Source organism: Persicobacter diffluens, from assembly GCF_036244895.1.
Lineage (GTDB): Bacteria > Bacteroidota > Bacteroidia > Cytophagales > Cyclobacteriaceae > Persicobacter > Persicobacter diffluens.
In genome coordinates this window covers 2,701,190-2,723,703 of record NZ_BQKE01000001.1, presented here as the reverse complement: position 1 = coordinate 2,723,703, position 22,514 = coordinate 2,701,190, and the positions used below count along the sequence as shown (strand labels likewise).

The 22,514-nt window shown below is 41.6% G+C and carries 23 protein-coding genes; 10 read left to right on the top strand and 13 right to left on the bottom strand.

The features are described from left to right. Positions 1 to 36 precede the first annotated feature (36 nt). The 5 genes from AAA970_RS11065 to AAA970_RS11045 all read right to left on the bottom strand — a co-directional run bounded on the left by AAA970_RS11065 (position 37) and on the right by AAA970_RS11045 (position 3,399). A complete protein-coding gene (locus AAA970_RS11065; protein WP_338237155.1) occupies positions 37 to 669 on the bottom strand; it encodes a TetR/AcrR family transcriptional regulator in 633 nt (210 codons plus the stop codon). 262 nt (positions 670 to 931) lie between these two features. Next, on the bottom strand, positions 932 to 1,639 hold the full coding sequence (locus AAA970_RS11060) for a tRNA1(Val) (adenine(37)-N6)-methyltransferase (RefSeq protein WP_338237154.1): 708 nt from the start codon (positions 1,637 to 1,639) through the stop codon (positions 932 to 934). Positions 1,640 to 1,653: 14 nt separating this feature from the next. Further along, complete coding sequence (gene rnhA, locus AAA970_RS11055; RefSeq protein ID WP_053405662.1) at positions 1,654 to 2,127, bottom strand: ribonuclease HI; 474 nt, start codon at positions 2,125 to 2,127, stop codon at positions 1,654 to 1,656. Further along, positions 2,124 to 2,696: a MarC family protein gene (locus AAA970_RS11050; protein ID WP_060686925.1), complete on the bottom strand. Its 573-nt coding sequence runs from the start codon at positions 2,694 to 2,696 to the stop codon at positions 2,124 to 2,126. The genes rnhA and AAA970_RS11050 overlap by 4 nt, the downstream gene beginning before the upstream one ends. Positions 2,697 to 3,207: 511 nt before the next feature. After that, the gene (locus tag AAA970_RS11045) at positions 3,208 to 3,399 is read right to left on the bottom strand and encodes a hypothetical protein (protein ID WP_338237153.1); all 192 of its coding nucleotides are present in this window, start codon (positions 3,397 to 3,399) and stop codon (positions 3,208 to 3,210) included. Positions 3,400 to 3,640: 241 nt separating this feature from the next. Here AAA970_RS11045 and AAA970_RS11040 point away from each other — a divergent pair, with 241 nt between their 5' ends. Further along, positions 3,641 to 4,777, top strand: coding sequence for an ATP-binding protein (locus AAA970_RS11040; protein WP_338237152.1), 1,137 nt, complete (start codon positions 3,641 to 3,643; stop codon positions 4,775 to 4,777). On the opposite strand, the gene AAA970_RS11035 is transcribed toward AAA970_RS11040, so the two are convergent. Together AAA970_RS11035 and aroQ are read right to left on the bottom strand one after the other, a co-directional pair. Next, a complete protein-coding gene (locus tag AAA970_RS11035) occupies positions 4,772 to 5,827 on the bottom strand; it encodes an aminotransferase class V-fold PLP-dependent enzyme (protein WP_338237151.1) in 1,056 nt (351 codons plus the stop codon). The genes AAA970_RS11040 and AAA970_RS11035 overlap by 6 nt on opposite strands. Positions 5,828 to 5,983: 156 nt before the next feature. Continuing rightward, a complete protein-coding gene (gene aroQ, locus AAA970_RS11030) occupies positions 5,984 to 6,406 on the bottom strand; it encodes a type II 3-dehydroquinate dehydratase (protein ID WP_338237150.1) in 423 nt (140 codons plus the stop codon). A gap of 96 nt (positions 6,407 to 6,502) precedes the next feature. On the opposite strand from aroQ, the gene xerD reads away from it, so the two are divergent. Next, on the top strand, positions 6,503 to 7,402 hold the full coding sequence (gene xerD, locus AAA970_RS11025; RefSeq protein ID WP_053405657.1) for a site-specific tyrosine recombinase XerD: 900 nt from the start codon (positions 6,503 to 6,505) through the stop codon (positions 7,400 to 7,402). 170 nt (positions 7,403 to 7,572) lie between these two features. After that, positions 7,573 to 7,953, top strand: a complete 381-nt coding sequence (locus tag AAA970_RS11020) for a MotA/TolQ/ExbB proton channel family protein (RefSeq protein ID WP_338237149.1) — start codon at positions 7,573 to 7,575, stop codon at positions 7,951 to 7,953. Between the two features lie 147 nt (positions 7,954 to 8,100). On the opposite strand, the gene AAA970_RS11015 is transcribed toward AAA970_RS11020, so the two are convergent. Both AAA970_RS11015 and AAA970_RS11010 read right to left on the bottom strand, forming a co-directional pair. Beyond that, positions 8,101 to 8,811, bottom strand: a complete 711-nt coding sequence (locus AAA970_RS11015) for a LytR/AlgR family response regulator transcription factor (RefSeq protein WP_338237148.1) — start codon at positions 8,809 to 8,811, stop codon at positions 8,101 to 8,103. Continuing rightward, on the bottom strand, positions 8,792 to 9,865 hold the full coding sequence (locus AAA970_RS11010) for a sensor histidine kinase (RefSeq protein WP_338237147.1): 1,074 nt from the start codon (positions 9,863 to 9,865) through the stop codon (positions 8,792 to 8,794). Before AAA970_RS11010 ends, AAA970_RS11015 begins: the two co-directional genes overlap by 20 nt. Before the next feature lie 226 nt (positions 9,866 to 10,091). Between AAA970_RS11010 and AAA970_RS11005 the strand changes: the two genes are divergently transcribed. Beyond that, a complete protein-coding gene (locus AAA970_RS11005) occupies positions 10,092 to 10,460 on the top strand; it encodes a MotA/TolQ/ExbB proton channel family protein (RefSeq protein WP_338237146.1) in 369 nt (122 codons plus the stop codon). Positions 10,461 to 10,465: 5 nt separating this feature from the next. Here AAA970_RS11005 and AAA970_RS11000 read toward each other — a convergent pair whose 3' ends face one another. After that, positions 10,466 to 11,407, bottom strand: coding sequence for a cation diffusion facilitator family transporter (locus tag AAA970_RS11000; protein WP_338237145.1), 942 nt, complete (start codon positions 11,405 to 11,407; stop codon positions 10,466 to 10,468). Positions 11,408 to 11,517: 110 nt separating this feature from the next. Further along, positions 11,518 to 12,522, bottom strand: a complete 1,005-nt coding sequence (gene fbp, locus AAA970_RS10995) for a class 1 fructose-bisphosphatase (protein WP_053405651.1) — start codon at positions 12,520 to 12,522, stop codon at positions 11,518 to 11,520. A gap of 251 nt (positions 12,523 to 12,773) precedes the next feature. Between fbp and AAA970_RS10990 the strand changes: the two genes are divergently transcribed. Together AAA970_RS10990 and AAA970_RS10985 are read left to right on the top strand one after the other, a co-directional pair. Continuing rightward, complete coding sequence (locus tag AAA970_RS10990) at positions 12,774 to 14,033, top strand: aspartate kinase (protein ID WP_338237144.1); 1,260 nt, start codon at positions 12,774 to 12,776, stop codon at positions 14,031 to 14,033. A gap of 135 nt (positions 14,034 to 14,168) precedes the next feature. Further along, complete coding sequence (locus AAA970_RS10985; protein ID WP_338237143.1) at positions 14,169 to 14,642, top strand: hypothetical protein; 474 nt, start codon at positions 14,169 to 14,171, stop codon at positions 14,640 to 14,642. 56 nt (positions 14,643 to 14,698) lie between these two features. Here AAA970_RS10985 and aspA read toward each other — a convergent pair whose 3' ends face one another. Together aspA and AAA970_RS10975 are read right to left on the bottom strand one after the other, a co-directional pair. Beyond that, positions 14,699 to 16,126 (bottom strand): aspartate ammonia-lyase, encoded by a 1,428-nt coding sequence (gene aspA / locus AAA970_RS10980; protein WP_338237142.1) that lies wholly within the window; start codon positions 16,124 to 16,126, stop codon positions 14,699 to 14,701. Between the two features lie 362 nt (positions 16,127 to 16,488). Then, positions 16,489 to 17,676, bottom strand: a complete 1,188-nt coding sequence (locus tag AAA970_RS10975; protein ID WP_338237141.1) for a porin — start codon at positions 17,674 to 17,676, stop codon at positions 16,489 to 16,491. 903 nt (positions 17,677 to 18,579) lie between these two features. On the opposite strand from AAA970_RS10975, the gene AAA970_RS10970 reads away from it, so the two are divergent. The 4 genes from AAA970_RS10970 (at position 18,580) to AAA970_RS10955 (ending at position 22,394) form a co-directional block, all read left to right on the top strand. Beyond that, positions 18,580 to 19,920 (top strand): toxin-antitoxin system YwqK family antitoxin, encoded by a 1,341-nt coding sequence (locus tag AAA970_RS10970; RefSeq protein ID WP_338237140.1) that lies wholly within the window; start codon positions 18,580 to 18,582, stop codon positions 19,918 to 19,920. Positions 19,921 to 20,006: 86 nt separating this feature from the next. After that, on the top strand, positions 20,007 to 20,942 hold the full coding sequence (locus AAA970_RS10965; protein WP_053405646.1) for a phosphoribosylaminoimidazolesuccinocarboxamide synthase: 936 nt from the start codon (positions 20,007 to 20,009) through the stop codon (positions 20,940 to 20,942). A 91-nt stretch (positions 20,943 to 21,033) separates the two neighbouring features. Next, positions 21,034 to 21,411 carry an STAS domain-containing protein gene (locus AAA970_RS10960; protein ID WP_053405645.1) on the top strand — a complete coding sequence of 126 codons (378 nt, stop codon included), beginning with the start codon at positions 21,034 to 21,036 and terminating at the stop codon, positions 21,409 to 21,411. Positions 21,412 to 21,482: 71 nt separating this feature from the next. Next, positions 21,483 to 22,394, top strand: a complete 912-nt coding sequence (locus tag AAA970_RS10955; RefSeq protein ID WP_338237139.1) for a ribonuclease Z — start codon at positions 21,483 to 21,485, stop codon at positions 22,392 to 22,394. Positions 22,395 to 22,514: the final 120 nt, after the last annotated feature.

Sequence of the window (22,514 nt, the reverse complement as noted above, 5' to 3'; positions counted from 1 at the left end):
TGTCCAGGCCTTTTTTATTTGTTCGCTAGGGTATTTCTAAACAACATGAAATGATTTTTTGGTCTCTTCCGTAAGAATGCCCTCGTAAATAATGTTGATCATATGGTCAAATATCTCCGAAGGAGAGGAAGGGATTTGCTGCACCATTTCTTCCGGCATGCTGCTGTAAAAGTCCGCATTAATTAAGTTACTAATGCCGGAGGCGTAAAGTGCTACAACCAAAGGCTGATTGATGTTTGGGCTCACATGTCCATTCTTAACTCCCTCATCAATTAATCGACTAAAGCGATTAAAAGCAGCTTCTTTTTTATAATTGTTGATTTCTTCCCACAAATCCGGAACATTTCGCTGAAGGTCTTCAATCAGTATTGGGCTGATATCACTTAGCTCTACAGCAATGAATTTCAACATTTGCTTCAGCTTTACCGGATATTCCAAATCTGCATTATTAAGGATTTTGTTGACGCCATCTCCCATTCGAGATTTAAAATCCTCAATGATTACTGCAAGCAATTCATATTTACCTTTAAAGTGCTTGTAAAGCGTTTTTTTACTCATTCCCAGGTTCAGCGCAATGTCATCCATGGTGACCTTGGTGTAGCCTTGGGTTAAAAATAAATGCTTAGCCGTATCCTGAATTTTTTTCTTATTGGCCGCCTGCTTATCCATTAACATATGATAGTTCTAATATGCAAAGGAGCGTCATCCTGTGATTAGGGTTGGTCTACGGTGGTTTCTTGGTAAAGTACTAAAACCGTACTTCCTTTGTTAGAAACCCTACAGATATCGTTTCCTGGATGAGTCCTTGCGAATTCTAATTCAATTGAGTTTTATGACTGCTTAATATACAAAAAAATAGAATTCTAACGACTTTTTTGGAAACTTAAATTCATTTCTGGTTTTTGGTTTCTTGAAGTCAGGTATATTTTGTTTAAATATTTCTATAATAGGGGAGGAGTAGGCTGGCCATTTCCTCACTGTAATTATCCGTTTCGTTTTTTATATATAGTCGGTCTTTTTTGTAGTTGTTCGCCGCCTTTTTTCCAAAAGTATTGATTTGCCTTGGGTTTGTCGCATAAGGTTTGGGGTAGATGACCAAGCTGTTTTGGATATAGAGTTTTTCTACGATCATATCCAGCTCAATCCAGTCACATTGAAGTGCCGGTAGAAGGATGTGGCAAAGTCCGTCAGGGGAGAGTAGCCTGCTGATGGCCTGGGCCAGTTCATGAAAAGGTAATAAATCATTATGGAAAGCCTTCCTTCTGGCTTCGTCAGCACTTTTTAGGTGATCCGGAAAAAAAGGCGGATTTACGATGATAAGGTCGAATTTTGTATCCGAAGTTTCCGCAAAGTGCTGGATGGTGTCTCTGGTGATGGTGAGTCGATCACTAAAAGGCGAATTCTGGAAGTTTTCTTTGGCTTGCGAAAAGGCATTTTCATCTACTTCAACTGCCGTGATTTTTGCCTTTGGGTATTTTTGCGCCTGCATTAAACTGAGTACGCCGGTCCCGGCGCCGATGTCCAATATCTTCAGGGGGCGATCGGCGTAAGCAAATGCGCCCAGAATACAGGCGTCCGTGGTGACTTTCATGCCACAGCGTTCCTGCTCAATTGAAAATTGTTTGAAATGAAATGCCATGAAGTTAGCGGTATTTAAAATAGGGAATTAGCCTCGGCTTCGAAGCCATGATCGGTCAGGTGAGGACCATTGTCTGCCGCTAAAGTGGCGAGCTCATCACATCTTTCGTTTTCAGGTATTCCGGCATGCCCTTTTACCCATTTGAATTTAACATTCTGCTGCTTATTATATGCAGGAATAAAGCGTTGCCAAAGGTCGGCATTCTTTTTCCCTTTAAAGCCTTTTTTGACCCAGCCCCAAAGCCAGCCTTTTTCTATGGAGTCAATTACGTATTTGGAATCCGAGTGAATCAGAATCGGCAGGTCGTTTCTTTTCATGGATTCCAAAGCGGTGATAACCGCCAGTAGCTCCATGCGGTTGTTGGTCGTCTTGCTGTATCCCTGACTCAACTCCTTTCGGTGTGGGCCAAACATTAAAACTACTCCGTAACCTCCCGGCCCCGGATTTCCCCTTGATGCGCCGTCGGTATATACTGTTATTTGACTCATAGTCCTAAATTTTCTTTAAATAGCTTGATGGCAATGGCCAGCAAAATAATTCCAAATACCTTTCTTAAAATGGATAATCCACCCGGGCCAATTTTTTTCTGTATCCATCCACAGGATTTTAGGACGATATAGACAATGATGAGGTTGACAATAATGCCTACCAAAATATTGGCCGTTTCATAGGTTGATTTCAGTGAAATAATAGTCGTCATTGTTCCGGCACCCGCTAATAATGGGAATGCAATTGGAATAATGGCCGAGGTGTTGGATTCCGTTGGTTCTGACTTGAAAAGTTCAATACCCAAGATCATTTCCATTCCCATTAATAGTAAAATAATGGCTCCTGCCACGGCAAAGGACGCTACATCAACTCCAAATAATCCTAAAAGGGCCTCTCCGAAAAACAGAAACAGAATCATAATTCCTCCAGCCACCAGCGTAGCTTTCTCAGATTGAATATGGCCCATTTTTCTTCGCAGGTCTATGACGATCGGGACGGATCCGATGATGTCAATGATAGAGAATAAAATGAGTGTTACCGATAGGATGTCTTTAAAGGATAGGGTCATGACTACTTAATTTTTTCAGTGGTTTAGTCTGCGTGTTTTCGAGCTGCAAATATCTTTTTTTTTTGATAATTCTCTTATCCCTGCTCGTGAATTTTGTGTTTTGAATTTGATTTGGTGTTACGGCTGTTATAATGTTTGATTTTATTTAATTTAAGACAGTAAACTGACCAAATTAAGCTGTTTTCAATCATTCATTATGCTTTTTTAGCAAGGTGGATTCACTGGAATTGTGCTTGTTTACCCTGATTTAGCTAAAAGGTAGGGGATGAAGGGCTAGTGCCCTGTTTTTAGCATTTTTTAGGGGCGGTAGATGAATGAGTAGAGAGGGATTTTACCCAATTTTGGCTTGTTTTAAAATCAGGATGTCACTCAAAACAAGGCAATAGTAAGTGTTGAGGGCGCGACTTTTTCATGATACTATAAATTGCAGTAAAGATCCAGTCCCAAATGAGGTTCAATTTGTTTTGAGTGCCTTGGATTTGTAAGGCTACAATCTATTACAGTATTGACTTTATAACGCGAAATCTTCCACATCAACAATCCGCCCCAGATCAATTGGCAAAAGGGTGTGTGGTCGTGGGGGGCGAAGAGATTCATTATAGCTGGCTTTCCACCATACTTTCTGCTTTTCGCTCCAGTCTTCAGTGCCTTGCTGGATTCCGGTAGTTTGCCGGAATTGATCACCGCCTTGATTTTTTGTCAAGAAAAAAGAGAATGATTGATTATTGGATATTATGTGCTCAATTGCCAATCTGACTTTATATGGAAATGCGCGTCTATTTCAGTGGAATTCCCGCATTAATAGGTACATAATTTGAGTTAGGCCTTAACCTTCGCTATACGATAATTTGGATTTTATGATTTTATATTTACCTAATTAAGGTGTTTTTAGTTCAATAAATTTCTTAATTTTATTAAATTTAGTCAAATTAATGACTGTTTTAATGAGTTTTATTCATCGAGAATTGAGGGAGGTGGCAAAGCGTAAGTTGTTGCCTGGTAAAGTGTTAGTGGTTTGTGGGGCCCGGAGAGTAGGGAAGACGGTGTTGGTAAAAGAGCTGATTCGGGAGCTAAAAAGCCCATATCTCTATCTGAATGGAGAGGATATACACACTCATGATCTGTTAGCTAAGCAGTCAGCGGCGCATTACAGAAAGGTTTTGGGGCGTAATAAGCTTTTGGTAATTGATGAGGCTCAGAAAATTCCGGAGATCGGTTTAAAGCTGAAACTAATGTTGGAGGAGATAGCGGATATTCGCATTCTTATTTCGGCTTCTTCAGTTCTGGATATCAACCCGCCAACAGGAGAGCCGTTAACCGGTCGGGAGTTTTCATTTATGCTGTACCCTCTGTCGGAAAAGGAATATCAGCAGGTGGAGCACCCTTTGGAAACACCGGACAAATTGCGTGAACGCCTCGTGTATGGGAATTATCCGGAATTAGTCAGAATGAAAACTGATGCGGAAAAGCAGGAATATTTAAATGAGCGGTTAAGCGCTTATTTGCTCAATGATATTCTGGTTTATGAAAATATTAAAAACGCCGGTAAAATCTTTAATCTGCTGCGCTTAATCGCTTTTCAGATTGGAGAGCAGGTATCTTATCATGAATTAGGGAAGCAGTTGGGGATCAGTAAAAACACCGTGGAGCGTTATCTGGAGCTGCTGGCTCAGGTTTTTATCCTGCATAAGGTGGAGGGCTTTAGCCGGAATTTGAAGAAGGAGATCACCAAAAGCGCTCGTTGGTATTTTTTGGATAACGGCATTCTGAATGCGGTGATTTCAAATTTCAATGCGCTGGAAGCCCGAAATGATGCTGGGCAATTATGGGAAAACTATATGATTGCAGAGCGCTTGAAGGTGCAGGAGTATAAAAAAATGCGCTCGAATAATCATTTTTGGAAGACCTATGATCAGCAGGAGATTGATTGGGTAGAGGAAAGAGAAGGGAAGCTTTTCGGTTATGATTTCAAATGGTCTCCCAAGAAATTTAAAACGCCTCCGCAATGGGCAAAAGCTTATCCGGAAGCTTATTTTGAGGTGGTGCATCCGGATAATTATTTTGATTTTCTGGATTTATAGCTGCTCCAGGAAGGTGATTAATTTCTGAATATGCTCAGGCGGAATGGCAGGGAAATTGGCAATTCGGAAGCAATCATCTTTCCATTTTCCATAGCCATTGCCCAGCAGTATTCCCTGCGCCTTCGCTTTTTGTTTTATTTCAGTCACTTTTTGGGGGCTTGCCTGAATAGCGAGCACCGTTTCGGATTGTACCGCCTCATTTTTAATTAAGAGCTTCAATCCTTTTTGGGCCAGAAAGGTCTTCCAGTTTTGCCATTGCGCCCTGATTCTTTGACTGGTGATTCCAATGGGTGGAGCAGCCTGCAGAGTCCTTAACAAAAGATAAATGTTGAGGACATTGGGCGTATAAGGGGTTTGAAATGCCTCCATTTGGCGGATCATACTTCCCAAGTGATTGTAATGCGCGGCTTCGAAATTCGCCAGCGCCAATTGTTGTGCTTTAGGAGATAAAATTATCACCGCCATGCCGGCCGGTAGCCCAAAGCACTTTTGTACCGAAGCATACCAAATGTCGCCCAAGGCTATAGGGAGTTGGACACCCGCCAGGGCGCTGGTCGCATCAATAGTGACCAAAGCTTCAGGGTATAGGGAGCGCGCTTGTTCCAGTGTTCCTTCAGGAAGCTGAGTGGCATTACTCGTTTCGCATTGAGTCAGGCAAAGTAAATCGGCCTGCGCATTTGTAAATTTTTCTAAAGCCGGAGCCTCTTCAATACCAAAGGGTGCTTCTATGACATTTTCATTCCCCAGCAATAATTTTTGATAGTTGGCCCATTTTTCCCCAAAGGCCCCATTGTAAAAGTGCAGGCTCTTTTTTGATCGAAAAGATTGCGCAATGTTCTCCCAGCATTCTGTGGCGGAGGAACAGTACATCACCATATAGTCTTGTGGAATTTCCAGCTTTTCCTTTATCACTTTTTGAAGTTCTTTGCTGATGGCAATAAACTCCGGACTGCGGTGATTCATGCTCAGGATGCCTTCATCATAAGCTTGCTGAACGTAAAGCGGAATTTCCGGATAGACGGCGCTGGGGCCGGGGTAAAATGATATCATGCCTAGGGCGTGGTTAAAAATTCAAAATTCGGCTCGAAAATTTCAAGGATGGCCGGATTATTTTGTGCCAATAGCAATGCTATTGCTGCGAAATCATCCCAAATCAACTCCAATAATTGGGATATGAAGTCGGATAGGGCGCTTTTAAACTGGCGCTTATTTTGTCTGAATAAAATGTTGAATACCCAAACGGTAGCTGTCCATGCCGAAGCCGGCAATCACGCCTTTGCATACCGGAGAAATGAAACTTTTATGACGGAAAGCTTCTCGTTTGTGCACATTAGACAAATGGACTTCGATTACCGGGGTATTCACCGCTGAAATGGCGTCCGCCAAGGCGACAGAAGTATGGGTGTATGCTCCGGCATTGAATACGATTCCATCATAGGAAAATCCGACTTCGTGGATTTTGTCAATCAGGGCACCTTCGTGGTTGGATTGATAGTATTCCAGTTCAATTGCTTCAAATTCTGCTTTTAATTGCTTAAAATAGTCTTCGAAGCTTTGTGAGCCGTAAATACTTTTTTCGCGTACGCCGAGTAAATTCAGGTTTGGACCGTTGAGTATAAGGATTTTCATAGGGTGATTGAATTTATTTTTTAAACCTAAAGATAATCAAGCCCCATAAATTGCCCAAAAGACAGTGATTTTTGATGGTTTTACTATTTTTGCATTATGAATTGGCAATATTATATCGACGCATTTAAGAATTACCTTCGATTGGACCGTCGGATGTCCGAAAATACGGTGGAGGCTTACCTCCGTGACATGTATAAATTGGAGCAATTTGCCAAAATGAAGGGCTGGAAGGAAAATCCGGCGGAGCTTACCGAAATTCAATTGCACGATTTTTTGGAATATCTGGGAGAGCTGGGCATGGCCACTTATACGCAAGCGCGGATGCTATCCGGTATCAAGGCTTTTTATCGCTACCTGCGATTTGAAAACGAGATCGAGATTGACCCTTCGGCCAGAATTGACAGTATCAAGCTGAAGCGAAACCCTCCCGAAGTGTTGAATATTCATGAAATCAATCAGCTATTGGATGCGATTGATTTGAGCACAGCTGAAGGTCCGCGGAATTTGGCTATTTTGGAGACTCTCTACAGTTCGGGATTGCGGGTGAGTGAATTGATAAATCTGAAGATGAACGATATTCATCGGGACATTGGCTTCCTGCGCATTCATGGTAAAGGGAATAAGGATCGCCTGGTTCCGATAGGAAAGCCGGCGCTGAAGCATATTGATTTTTATTTAGAGGAAGTAAGGCCGTCTATTAAAGTTAAGCAGGGAAATGAAGAGTATGTCTTCTTAAACCGCAGAGGAGCTAAGCTGACACGGGTAATGATTTTTACCATTATCAAAAGATTGGCAGTAGCGGTGGGTATGCAAAAGGCGGTGAGTCCACACACTTTCCGACACAGCTTTGCGACGCACCTGATTGAAGGTGGTGCGGATTTAATTGCCGTACAGGAAATGCTGGGCCATGAATCTGTTACCACCACCGAGATTTATACGCATCTGGATCAGACTTATCTGAAGCAGATCATTACAGAGTTTCATCCGAGAAGTTAAAGAGACGCAAAAAGGAGAGCCGGAGGTTTTCCTTTTTTTGATGGCTTATGAATTTGCTAAAAGCTGAAAAAGGATGATTGATCCATGAAAATGATTTGTTTATCGATGTATAATATTATCATCCGTTGTTTTCCTAATCTTTGAACCGTTCACTAAATATTTTTAAAATTATGAATTGGTTTGTTCGATTTTTTATCATGGGAGGCTGGGAGTTTATGAGCTTGGTCTTGATGAGTGGTTTAGCGGTAATCGCTTTTTTTATATTGTTATTGATTAATCGGGCTAATGAGGAAAAAGCCCGGTATTTTGAAAAACTCATGCGGGAAACCGGCAGATTTACTTTAGCGGTAGGTTTGCTGGGGCAGGTGATTGGACTTTATCAGGCGATGACTTTTATTGAGGCGCATGGGGCTGTGGCCATGCAGACTTTGGCTGCTGGCCTTCGGGTTTCTTCTCATCCTACTTTATTAGGGCTTTTCTTTTTTGTGCTTTCTCTGTTATTCGCTGTGTTTTTTCAGGCAAGTCGGAAGCCTCAATTAGGGAGCGCTTGATCGGAATAATGCTAGCCTTAACCATAATGTAGGATTTCATCATGGGCTAAGGGTTGTTTCAGTGAAAAGAGGCTATCTCGAATTAGGAGACAGCCTCTTTATTTTTATGGTTTGAAAGGATGATTTCCTTCAAAAAAGATGTTTTGCTTAAGAATTTTGCCCTTCAAAAAAAGTAATAACTTCCTCTCGGAATCGCTTACTTACCGGAAGGGTCTTACCGCCCACTTCCACCAGTTCCCGGTTGAAAGCGGTCAGCTGTTCCATATTGACAATAAAAGAACGGTGGATCTTTAAAAAATGAGGCGGTAATTGTTCTGCCAATGTTCCAAGCGTGGCTTTCGTTCTCCAATGCTGTGCTGACCCGAAAATCTCCACATAATCTCCCTGACTCTCCAGATATTGAATATCCTGAAAATCAATTTTATGGTGCTTCCGGTCAGCACGGATAAAAAGGTAATGTTGTTTAAAGTCTTGTAATTGGGAAGCTTGAAGCGGTTTCATTTTACGGAATTTATCCAGAGCCAGAAGAAAACGGCTTTCCGGCACGGGTTTTAGTAAATAATCCACCACATCTAATTCAAATCCTTCAAAAGCGTATTCCCGAAAGGCCGTAACCAGAATGACTTTCGGTGGATTGGCCAGGGTGCGTAAAAAATCCAGCCCGTTCACTTCCGGCATCTGAATGTCCAGAAAAAGTAAATCCACGGGTGCTTTGGCCAGCACTTTAAAAGCTTCCATGGCACTGCCGGCTTCTCCCTGAATGGTAAAGTCCGCTTGTTTTCCAAGATAATTTTTGATGATCCTTCGGGCAATGGGTTCATCATCCACAATCAGGCATTTATACTGGTTGTTGTTCATTTTCTTTGATTTTTATGGACAAGCTTACTTCAAATTGTTCCGCTGTTTTTCGATAGCTTAATTGATAGTTTTTGGGATAATGAAGCTCCAAACGCTGCTTTAAATTGATTAATCCCAGTCCGCCATTTTTCGTTTTCAGCGGTTTGGCGGGCAGACTGTTGATGACTTCGAACTGGAATGAGTCCTTTTCCATCCACGCTTTTACGGAAAGGAATGTGGAGCCGGAGGCCGGTTTCAGGCCGTGTTTGAAAGCATTCTCCACTAAGGGGAAAAGTAGAAACGGACTGATCCGAAATTGACTTTCTTCGGTGGAAATTTCAATACGGGACTCCAGCCTTTCTTCAAAACGTAATGTTTCCAGAGCGATATAATCCTGAATAAGCTGCAACTCTGTGCCGAGAGGGATATACTCTTTTTGCGATTGATAAACTAGGAAATCCAGCAACTGGCTCAGGCGAAGCAGGGCTTCGGGTAATTTTTCGGATTTCTCCAGCGCCAGGCCATACAGGTTATTGAGGGTGTTAAAAAGGAAATGAGGGTGAATTTGCTCTTTGAGGGCGTTCAATTCCAGTTCTTTCAGCCGCATTTTCATTTCAAAAGCATCTGATTCCAGCCGCTGGATTGCTTTCTGTTGTTGGTTTTCTCTTTTTAATTGGATAATGACGGTGAAAACGGTGGCAATCATGATCTGGATGACCCATAGCAGGGAAAGGTCATCCATCATGGGGTTCATATTTTTGTATTGTAATTCTGCCAGTGAAATGAAAAACACCATAATGGCCATTAGCTGGAACCAGGTGGCGGTGACCAGACCATAAAAGAGGTATAACCAAAATTTACGCCTGAGTCCTTTTTGCCAAAGTTCTCGGATCAGAAAATTGGCCAGAAAATAGGAGAAGCTCACCATTACCGGCATCAGCATTAGGCTGAAAAGGAAGGTGTTTTGGTATTCATGGTGAAAATGGCCAAGGAAAATGGCAATAAAGATCAGTGCAAAAAACCAATAGGCAAACTCCCAAATGGAGGGGCGATATATCTTGCTTAATAACTTCACCTTTAAAATTTCGGTAAAATTTTGCGATTAATCACCAAAAACCGTTGAATGAACGGTTTTTGTCGACGAATGACTTTTTATTTTAAAAGTGATTGGTTTAAGTTTAATTTAAAGTAGAAAGCCTTTATTGATCTACTAATACTCGTGCTTTACCGACCTTTGATATTTTTCCTTGCGGAATTTGTCACCTTCGAAGGGTAATCAATAACCACAAAAAGAAAACATTATGAAATGGTTTATGCAATTCTTTTATGAAGGGGGATGGCTCTTCATGAGTATGGTGACAATAGCAGCTTTGGCAATGCTGGTGTTTTTTGGCATTGCTTTAGGGAAAAGAACGGACCCGAAACGTGCGCAATATTATTTAACGATCACCAATGATTTAGGGCTTTTAGCTTTAATGATCGGCTTGTTGGGGCAAATCATTGGTTTGTATCAGGCGATGGAGTATATCGCTGAAATGGGGGAGGTTTCCATGCAATTATTGGCCGGAGGGATAAAGGTCTCGTCTCATACCACTTTGTACGGTTTTTTCTGGTTCATTATTACCAAGCTACTGATAGTGGGCTACCGGATTTCGCCCTTTTCTACTTAAAGATTTTACTTCGAATGGTGATGATGCCCTTCAGGATGCATGGCGCATTTTCCTGCGGGGCATTCTTTCGCTTCAGGTTGGAGGGTAATGTGTGCCAGATTGAATTCTTTGTCCAGGGTTTTTTTGAGCTTGTCAATAATCTCATTCGTGGTAACAAGATCATAATTGTTATCCAGCACCACATGTGCTTCCATCATGTTCTGATTTTCGTTCAATTGCCACATATGTACATCATGCAGGCTAATTACCCCTTTTACCGTCCGGGCCAGTTCATTGATATAGGAAGGCTCCACCTTTTGCGGACTCATCTGCATGATTATCTGGTAACATTTTTTGAGTAGAGGGTAACAGGAATAAAGCAGATAAAAGGAAATGGCGGTGGCAATTAATGCATCTACCCAGTACCACTGAAATGCCCACATGGCTCCTGCACCAATGATGACTGCAATGGAGGTCATCAAGTCAGTCAGTAAATGCAAATAAGCTGACTTTATGTTTAAACTTCCTTTGGCATCATGATGCAATAAAAGCAGACTCAGCCCATTGGCCACCACACTAAAAGCTGCGGCAGCTAATATCCATTCCGGATCTGCTATGCTTTCTTTGCCGCTGATCAGGGTGGTTAAACTTTCATACAGCAGTACGCCTGCGATAATGAGCAGGCTAATCCCATTTACCAGTGCCGATAAAATTTCTACCCGGTAATAACCATAAGTTGCATGCTGATCCGGTTGTTTCTTGCTGAAAAGGTTGGCCAGCCAGCTGATCACGATGGACATGGCATCACTGAAGTTATGCGCCGCATCGGTGAGCAGGGCAAGACTTCCGGTAAGTACGGCCACCACAATTTGCACCACGGTGATCCCAATATTCAACAGAATGGTGAGGAAAAGATTTTTTCCGTTCAAAGCATGATGATGGTGGTGATGGCCGTGATGATGACTCATGGTGTTTTTCGTTTTAGGATAGAAATTTAGGAAAAAGGTTTTTCTACCTTGTTGCAGGAAAAACGAAAGCACCCACAAATATGGATGCTTTTGCTTTTTTGTAGAGTATTTTAGTCAGCCATTTTGGTGAGTTTTTCCGTGGCAGTTTCAACCATTACGGGAGAGCCAATAAACAAAGGCGTCCTTTGGTGCAGATCTGTAGGTTGAATTTCTAAAATTCGCTGATGACCGTCTGTAGCTTTTCCTCCGGCCTGTTCTATCAGGAATGCCAAAGCATTGCACTCATAGCATAGGCGAAGTTTTCCATTGGGATATTTGGAGGTAGCCGGATACATATAAATGCCTCCTTTCAGCAGATTTCGATGGAAATCGGCCACTAAGGAGCCAATATATCTGGCCGAAACACCGGAATGCTTGCATTCATTGATGTATTCCTGAACGCCCTCCTCGAAGCTGAAGAAGGAGCCTTCATTTACAGAAAAATAGCTGCCGTCCTCAGGCGTCTCAATGTTATTGTGGGATAGGAAATATTCCCCTAAAGAAGGTTCATAAGTAAAGCCGAATACGCCTGCGCCTGTGGTAAACACCAGCATGGAGGAAGAGCCATACAATAAATAGCCGGCCGCCACCTGATTATCTCCTTTTTGCAGCACATCATCCATGGTAATCTCCGATCCCTGGGGGGAGATTCGGCGATAAATGGAGAAAATAGTTCCGATAGAAACATTGACATCAATATTGGAGGAGCCATCCAGCGGGTCAATGGCCACTACATATTTTCCGTCCGGATTATTGAACTCAATCACACCGGCTTCTTCTTCTGAGATGATGGCCGAAACCTCACCGCCATGTTTGAGTGCGCGAATAAAGCGTTGATTGGCAATGATGTCCAGTTTCTGCTGCTCTTCTCCCTGCACATTTTCTTTGCCCATGGCCCCTTCAATGCCCAGTAAGCCGGACTTGCCGATCGCCATATTCACGATTTTTCCGGCCAGGGCAATGTCACGGAGCAATTGGGAGAGTTCCCCGGTAGCGTAGGGGAAATCATCTTGTTTTTTCTTAATAAACCGATCGAGGGGAACACCTATTTGCAGGTTTAGTTTTTTAAATGCCATTTGGTTTAGCTTTAAATGATGAATGGTTATTATTTACGTTTGGGGTTGATTACAATGCAAAGGTGTTGAATCCTGATTTCCTGATAGTTTATATTTGACGTTCGATTTAGCTTGTTAAATTTGCGACGTTATACGCATTGATGTATTAATAATATAACAAATTTTTTGCATTAAAGTATGTACACCTAAGGTGGTCTTTAACCTGCAAAAACTCCCTTGAACATATTAAAAATTATTATAAAAGTCTAGCCATGAAAGTTTTCAAATTTGGAGGGGCTTCCATTAAGGATGCCAAAGCTGTCCGGAATATGGTTGATATCATTGAAATTTACCATCAGGAGCCTCTTTTGGTGGTGGTTTCGGCTATGGGAAAAACCACTAATGCTTTGGAGGTGGTGCAGGCTGCTGCCTGGGAAAATGGGGATTGGAAAACCGAGTGGGAAAAGCGAAAAATGTTTCATGATGAGATGATGGCGAATCTTTTCGCGGATCCGGAACATGAGGTTTTTGCGGTGGTGGACACCCTTTACTTCCAATTGGAGGAAATTTTACAGACAGCATGGGAAGACTTTAATGCCATGTATGATGCGGTGGTGTCTTTTGGGGAAATTTTAAGTTCCACGATTATTGCTCACTATATCAATACCCGGGGAATTGCGTGTAAATGGTTGGATGCACGCTCGGTAATTAAGACGGATGAGCGTTTTCGCGAGGCATGGATTTCCTGGGATATGACCACTCAAAGAATTAAAATGGATGTTCCTATGCTTTTGGAAGAAGGGATGGTCCTGACGCAGGGCTTTATAGGATCCACCATTAGCGGAGAAACGACCACCTTGGCAAGAGAGGGATCGGATTTTAGTGCCGCCATATTTGCCAATGCCCTGGATGCGGAATCGGCGACGATTTGGAAAGATGTGCCGGGAATCCTTAATGCAGACCCCAAGCGGGTGGCGAATACGGTGAAATTTGAGGAGATTTCCTATTACGAAGCTGCGGAAATGACCTTTTATGGGGCTTCGGTGATTCACCCCAAGACGATAAAACCATTGGCGGATAAAGAAATTCCCTTATTAGTGAAATCCTTTGAGCATCCCGAAGATGAGGGAACCCGGATTCATCGTGGCCTGAAAACAGCACCACTGCCCAATATTATTTTCAAGGATAATCAGGTGATGATGACCTTTAAGGTGAGAGATTTGGCCTTTTTGAATGAGGAAAACCTGTCGCTTATATTCCACCTGTTGAATCGGTTCAATATTAAGCTTAATATGCTGCAAAATACGGCTTTGAGCCTTACGGTATGTTTTGATAACCGTCTGGAGAAAATCCAGGAAGTGAAGGAAGCCCTGGAGGATCAGTTTATCATCACTTTTCAGGAGGATTTGCAGCTGATTACCCTACGAAACTATACCATTCCACTGGTGGAGGAGTATTCTGCTGCGCATGAAATTATTGCAGAGCAAAAATCCCGTTCCGTCTTTCAGCTGTTGGTGAGGCAGCTGGATTGAAGTTTTTTGTAGAAAATATCCTACATCAGCATATCGCAGTATTTGTTGGTTGTTTTGCAGTACCGGGGAGTAGGTGTGGAAATCATTTTGGCATTATTATTTCAATAAATACATCGAACTAAAAACTGTAAAAAGATGAAGTATTTCGTTTTTATTTTGATGGTGGGATTGATGTCCGTATTTTCTTTGGAGTCATCTGCTCAAACGCAATACAAAGTAGTGACCTCCGTAGAGTCTGTCGTGCCTATGGGGATTGGGCGTTCCAGAATCATTGATGCGCAGGGAGAGAAAGATTATGCTAATTATACTACGGATCGATCAAAGGGACAGAAGAATGAAACTTCCCGCAAGGATTTGAAAACTACCGAACTGGAGGAGACAAAGCTGTTGAACTTTTATTCCGCTGCAGGGATCAATTTTAGTAATATTGCCTCGAATGATATGGTGATTTCTTCCAAGATCAATGCCTTGGTGGAAGAGGGCTGGGAATTGGCTTTTGTGACTTCGGGTGTGGAATCTGATGCCGGAAAAGGAGATGGGAAAGGGCTTTTTATTACCCGTTATATCTTTAAGAAAAGCATGCCGGTTCCGGTACAGTTACCTGAGTAAGATATATTTTGGCATTTATAAAAAATCCCCGCTACATTGCTGCAGCGAGGATTTTTTTATTTGTCGTTATTTTCTTTACCGATACGGTCAAGCTTATGTGGCGTCACCATATTCTCTGGCGAAAGAATACGATCTAACTCGTCTTTCGGGATGAGTTCTTTGTCCAATACCATTTGGTAAATGCTGCCATTGGTAGCTAAAGCTTCTTTGGCTAAAGCCGAAGAAATTTCATAACCCAAAATCGGGTTCAGTGCGGTTACAATACCAATGGAATTCAGTACCATATCTCTACAGTGGTCTTCATTGGCGGTGATGTCATCTACACAATTAACGCGCAACGACTTCATTCCCCTGCGCAACATCTGGATGTTTTCGAAAAGGCTTCTGACAATCACAGGCTCCATCACATTCAACTGTAATTGGCCGGCCTCAGCGGCAAAGGTGATGGTCAGGTCATTTCCAAAGACAATGAAACAGATTTGGTTGACTACCTCCGGAATTACCGGGTTCACTTTTCCCGGCATAATCGAAGAGCCAGGCTGCATCGGCGGAAGGTTGATTTCATTTAGGCCGGTTCTTGGTCCGGAAGAAAGTAATCTCAAATCATTACAGATTTTCGATAGCTTTACACCCAAACGCTTAATGGTTCCGGAGTAAATTACAAAAGCTCCGGTATCTGGTGTGGCTTCAATAAAGTTGGAGGCTTTTACCAAAGCAAGTCCGGTGATATCTCTCAAATGCTTGGTGACCTTTGCCGGATATTCCGGATCGGCATTTATACCGGTACCAATAGCAGTAGCGCCCATGTTGATTTCATGGAATAGATTCGCATTGGTATTCAGGCGGTCAATCTCTTCCTCTAATGTGGCAGCAAAAGCCTCAAATTCCTGACCAAGCGTCATCGGAACGGCATCCTGAAGCTGGGTGCGGCCCATTTTGATGATGTGCTTGAATTCCTCTCCTTTCTGACGGAAAGAAGCCACCATGCATTTCAGTTCCTTCACCAACTCCTCATTCATCCAGGAAAGGGCAATGTTGATGGAAGTAGGGAAGGCATCATTGGTGGATTGCGCCATATTCACATGGTTGTTCGGATGGCAATACTCGTACTCCCCCTTTTGGTGTCCCATGATTTCCAGCGCACGGTTGGCCACCACCTCATTGATGTTCATATTGGTGGAGGTTCCGGCTCCCCCCTGAATCAGGTCAATCGGGAATTCATCATTGTGCTGACCATCCATGATTTCCTCACAGGCTGCCACAATCCCTTCCTTGATGTTTTTGGGTAGTAAACCTAAATTATAATTGGCTTTGGCTGCCGCCATTTTAACGGCTGCTAATGCCTTGATATATAAAGGGAACATATTGGCTTTTACGCCGGAGATGTTAAAGTTCTCAATCGCGCGTAAGGTTTGAATGCCATAATAAGCATCTGCAGGTACGTTCTTGTCACCCAACAGATCATGTTCTACTCTGTATTCCATTTCAGTGCGTATTTCAGGAATTTGTGTTTTTTTTCCGGTCAAATGTAAAGGGATTTATATCGATTTCCTATGTGCCAAATGGCGTTAATTTGGCAGGAAATGGATATTTGCAATAAAAATCCTGATCCTTTGAATAGATGTAATAAAAGCGGGGAAAATTGGATTAGATAAGAGCGGAAGCTTAAAAAAATTATGAATTTTTTTAGGGAGATAAATTAGCCCGGATTATTCCTGCTAAATCCTCGTTCAGCTGCTTTTTTGGGAAAAAACACGAAACAGGGACTATTTCTTCATTTTTCCCGCCCTGCAGCTAAACGAGGGTTTAAGCATGAAAATTTCGGCTCTGCTATTCAATATCCGGCTTAATAAAACTGCCATTTGTATTGGAAACCAATCATCATCCGGTTGTTGTTGATTTGGCTGGTTTCAAAGTAGTCATTGTATTTTTCCGTATTGGACCAGTAAGTGCAGAATAGTTTCAATGGCTGTTCCTCAAATGGTTGGTATTCTACGCCGAAATAGTGTCTGTTTGCCGTTTCTAACCAACCCGCATTTTCTCCCAATGAAGTATCGTGCGCAAACACATCTTCATGTGAATATTGATAGAAAAGGTTCCATCCTTTATGAGGCTGCACGTCAATTTTGGCCAGGGTGGACTTGTAATGGGTGTCTCTCAAAGCGGCATGTTCGCCATCATTCATGTCTCTGACGATGGAAGTCGCAAAGCCCGTTCTGTCGATATCTTCTTTGGAGTTATGGTAATCAACCGTAATCTGCCATTTGGGTTGATTGAACTTCGTACCCAAAGCCAAATATTTGGTGTACTCTTCTTTTCCTTCGTTTGTCACAGCATATGACCACCTGGTGCTGAATAAGCCTTTTAATAAATCACCATTCCAGTTGAAGGCATAATTCATTGGGTTTTCGGCCGCGATGAAATCCTCCGGTAACTCTCCATAAAAACTCTCAATGCTTTCAGTGTGTGCGTTGGTAACCTGGAAATTCACCTCCTGTGCCTGCCATCTGTATCCTACATTCACACCCGTTAAGAATGCTTCTTTCCAGTTCAGAATTTGAGAGTATTCATAAATATCAGTAGGGGTGGCGTCAAATTCATATCCACCATAGGCAGCCCATTGTTTACCAAAGGTGATGAATACATTATTTTTGAAAGTATAAGTTAAATATGCCCAGTCAGTAGCCAGGGAGGTGTTATCGATTTCCTCCGCTACACTGTTGCTGTTGAGTCTTTGTCTGACGTCATACTCCAATCCTGGTAAAATTTCTCCTGTTAATTGAACCCTTAACTGGTTAATGGAAAAATTACTGCCTTGGGCAAAGCCAGGGCCATTGTTCACATTGAAGCTACTTTGCATTAAGATATAACCATTATGTCTGCGCTTAAATACATTCGCCAAAGCATTTTTACTTTCTTTTTCTTCTTCTTCGAAATAAATGATTTCTTCCTCCTGCACCTCAGCTTCTTGTGCTGATGCCATCCCACAATAAAATAAAGGGAGTAAAAGCGCGATAAATAATGGTTTTTTCATTGGATAAATATTCGTTCGACTGAACTATCCAATATTTGTGCCATTTCAATAAAATAGGGATGTTAAAAAAAGAATAAAAATAGGTGGATTCTTAGCTGTGTCGACTTAAAATATTGTTGATTACCATTTTAACGGATGTTTTTTTGTGTAAAAATAAGGCTAATACTATAAGTGGGGTTTGTGGTTTTTAGGATTATTTTGATTCGGTGTTTAAACATCTTAGGCTGATGATTTCCTGAAAAAAGAAAAAGCCTTTCGATGTCTCCATCAAAAGGCTTATCAACAATCAAACTAAAACCCGAAAGATGTACCTCTACACCTTTCCAAAACCCTAAAACAAACAATAACCACAAACTGGTCAAAAACCAATTTGAATATATAAACCTGAACTAGTCAGAATTTAATGCATTTTAAAGTGGTAGTTTGAGAAGAAAAACTCCCGGCCTTAATTAAAGCCGGGAATCCAATCAACAATCAAACAAATTCTCAATAAAGGAGAACCCAACTCCTTTATTACAAAACCATAAAACAAACAATAACCACTTAATGTCACATGATGCGAACATCTAAGATGTTGACCACTGACAACAATACAAATGTAGGGAAGGGGAATGGATTGAAGGTTGATGCGTTTTATGTTGTTTTATGATTGTTATCAGGTAATTTGATTTAAATATCAATTATGTCTATATGACATTGGATTATTAGGGTGTTTGTGTGCTGATTTTTTGATATTTGGGTAAATGTCATGTTGGATGCCGGCTTATTTGGCGATGGAAGGCAGGACTTTTTTTGCGGAAATTTCAATAATTCCAGGCTGGTTTTTTTATTATTCTCTTTTCCAACCCTAAAATTGGCTATGGAAGATGATGTATCCATAAACTCTTATCTTAAATTTACAGCATGAAGTTTAAGTTACTTTTTTATTCAATTTTTCTGTGCGGTGCATTTGGAGCAAACGGACAATCCTTGGATAGCCTCTCTGAGGTGGTTTTTTATCATGATTCTGCCTTTACCCAGGTTAAAGCACGTTATCAAATTATTCATCAGGATAGCAGTAGAATTCAGGGCACTTTTAAATCTTTTCATCCGAATGGGCAGCTGGCCTCTAAGGGGGAGTTCAATGATGGTAAAAGAGAAGGCCTGTTCGTGGATTTCTATCCGGATGGCAATATTATGCGCGAAATTCCTTTTGAGAATGGTTTAAAAGAGGGTTTTGTAAAAGTATATAATGAGCAGGGCACCCTTATTCAGGAAGCTAAATTTGCCGGAGATACTTTATCGGATCAGGTAACTTCTTATTATGCGGATGGGCGTATTCGAAATCAGACGGGATTGAGTGGCGGTAAGCCTGAAGGGAAAGTGACAGATTATTACGATAATGGGAAGCCTAAAAAAGAGGTGACTTATAAAGATGGTAAGCCCAATGGACTGACCATTACCTTTTACCCTAATGGTAAGCCGGAAACGGAGGCCACTTTTGTAAACGGTTATGTTTCGGGTTCCTATCGTACTTTTTATGAAGAAGGAGGGGTGGAAACGGAGTATCAGCATTTGAAGGGTAAAAAATCAGGTGTTTTTAAGGATTATTACCAGTCCGGTCAGTTGCGCCGAACGGGTGCATATAAAAACGGAAGGCTGGAGGGCGAAGTCCTGAGTTATTATGAGGATGGAGCGCTCTGGCAGAAATTTAATTATAATAAAAACGTACTTTCCGGAGAAAACCTGGTCTATTTTCCAACAGGAGAATTGCAGGAAAAGATTGTTGTGTCAGATAAGGGGCAGGATCGATTATCGAGCGAATATGATATTAATGGAGCCTTAATGGCCGAAAAGCACTGGTATAATGAGCAACCGGTGGATGTTTGGAAATTTTACTATACCCAAAACGGTCAGCTAAGAGAAAGTCGTCCGCATGATAAGGGAAGTATTCATGGCATGGTTCGCCTGTATTATCCGAATGGCAACCTGGAGCGAGAAGCACAGTATGCGCATGGTAATTTGACCGGCATTGTCAAAGAATATTCTCCATCGGGAAAGTTAACCGTCGTGGCGAATTATTCCAGAGGGAAAAAACATGGCAAGTATTTTACCTATCATCGTAATGGAATAGTAGAATGGGAAGGGCAGTACGGGGGTGATGTACGGTATGGAGAGTGGAAGTACTACAATCGCAGAGGTAGCCTAAAGAAGGTGGAAACTTATGAAAAAGGCCAATTGGTGAGCGAGAAAGGGTTGGATTAATCCTGGTATTGGCAACATTGTGTTTTCATTTGTAAAAAAAGCCTGATTTTTCAACGCATTCCCGAAGGGTTAATTATTTTTGTGTCATGGCAGCAGCAATAAAAGAAACCAATTTCAAATTTGATGGTCAAACGGATTTTTACAGAGGAAAAGTTCGTGACGTTTATTATTTCGGAGAAAAAATTGCCGTAGTGGCTTCTGATAGAATCTCCGCATTTGATGTTATCCTACCGGAGGCGATTCCGTTCAAAGGGCAGGTGTTGAATCAAATTGCAGCAAAATTTTTGGCTGCTACTCAGGAGATTGTCCCCAACTGGTTGGAGTCCACCCCGGATCCGCGCGTTTCCTTTGGCTTGCATTGTAAAACTTATCCGGTGGAAATGGTCGTTCGTGGTTATTTAGCCGGACATGCCTGGAGAGAGTACCGGGAAGGCAAGCGTGAATTGTGTGGCGTGGCTTTGCCCGAAGGCTTAAAGGAAAATGATAAACTTCCACACCCGATCATTACGCCAACCACTAAGGCTTATGAGGGACATGATGAGGATATCTCTCGGGAAGAAATTTTAGCTCAGGGCATTGTTTCCGAAGCCGAATACCTGCAACTGGAAAAATATTCCTTAGCATTATTTGCGAAAGGAACTGAGATGGCCAAAGAACGCGGTTTGATTTTGGTGGATACTAAATATGAGTTTGGAAGCCATAATGGAAAAATCTATCTGATTGATGAAGTTCATACACCGGACTCTTCACGTTATTTTTATGCGGAAGGGTACGAGGACCGTCAGCAAAAAGGAGAGAAGCAAAAGCAACTTTCTAAGGAGTTTGTACGTCAATGGTTAATTGAAAACGGTTTTCAGGGAAAAGAAGGCCAGCAGGTTCCTGAGATGACTGAGGAGGTGATTTCCAATATTTCGAATCGATATATTGAGTTATTTGAACAGGTGACCGGGGAGAAATTTGAAAAAACTAACCTGGAAAATGTTGAAAAACAAATGGAAACCAACATCAATTCAGTGCTTTAAGGACCGAATAAAGCATTAATTTTTACATAAAGGTGGCTGATTTTTTATATATTTATTACTCAGTTTCCTTTTTTTAACGCAATCGGTTATTATGAAATATTCTATAAGTAAGGAGGAAAAATATTCTTTGATTCATTTGGATGAAGAGAAGTTGGATTCGCGTCTTTCTCCGGTTTTAAAAACAGAGGTCATAACATTACATGCCGAAGGGGTTCAGAATATTATTCTCGATCTCAGTGATGTTAAATATGTGGATTCTTCAGGATTGAGCTCTCTGTTAGTGGGGAATCGACTCTTTAAAGATGAAGGTGGGGTATTTGCATTGGCTTGTCTTAATGATCATGTGAAAAAATTGGTTAAGATTTCTCAACTTGATAGTGTTTTGGAAATTTTTCCTACCGTTCAGGAAGCAATTGATGCCGTTTTTTTCAATGAAATAGAGCGCGATCTGAATTCCACTTCCGAATAAGTAATCATTTCTCATAATTCGTAGAGAAGGAAGCAATAGATTGCTTCCTTTTCTTTTAACTGCTTCTGCTTTTGGCTTTTCGCGTTTTAGTTTTGGGCTCAAATGCCGCAGCCCCCGCCCATAATCGATTTCACTCGAGTCAGTTAGTGACAGTAGATAATCATAATTTTTTGATAGACTGTGGGGAGGGAGCACAATTACAATTATTAAAATACCGGGCTAAGCTGGCCAAAATCTCCCATATCTTTATTTCTCATATGCACGGCGACCATTATTTTGGATTAATTGGTCTGCTCTCTACCATGCATTTGTTTAAGAAAAAAGGGGAATTGCACCTCTATGGACCTCCTGAATTAGCAGAAGTGATTACCGTGCAGTTAAAAGCTTCTCAGACTTTTCTGAATTTTCGCATCGTTTTTCATATTACCGATCCCCATACTCCGAAAATACTTTTCGAAAATAATAAACTGCAGGTGGAGAGTATTCCATTGGAACATGGGATTCATTGTACCGGCTTTCTGATAAGGGAGAAACGAAGGGAGCGCCGGATTAATAAATCCAAGATGCCCTATGATCTGAGTCTGGAGAATATTGCTGATTTAAAGAAAGGGAAAGATACGATATATAAAAATCGAATACTCAGTAATTTGGACTATACCCATGATCCTTTACCTTCCTATAGTTATGCTTATTGTTCCGATACCCGTTATACCCAGTCTTTTTTGGAACAAATCAAAGGAGTCAATTTATTATACCATGAGGCCACTTTTATGGATGATCTGAAAAACAGGGCCAAGGATACCTTTCACTCCACTACTAAGGAGGCGGCTTTGTTGGCTGCTCAGGCAGGGGTGAAGCAATTAGTGATTGGTCATTTTTCAGTGCGCTATAAAGAATTAGAACCCTTATTGAAAGAGGCGGAAACTATTTTCAAAAACACCCTATTAGGGGTAGAGGGGACCAAAATTTACCTGAGGAAATAAGGGTTTTAAAAACACACCGAAGGGAAATTAATGCTCCGAGCTATTTTGTGAAAGAAATTCCCGGATTGGTTTTTATCAATGCTCTTTTGTAGGTTTATTTTGGATTCTGAAAAAACGCAA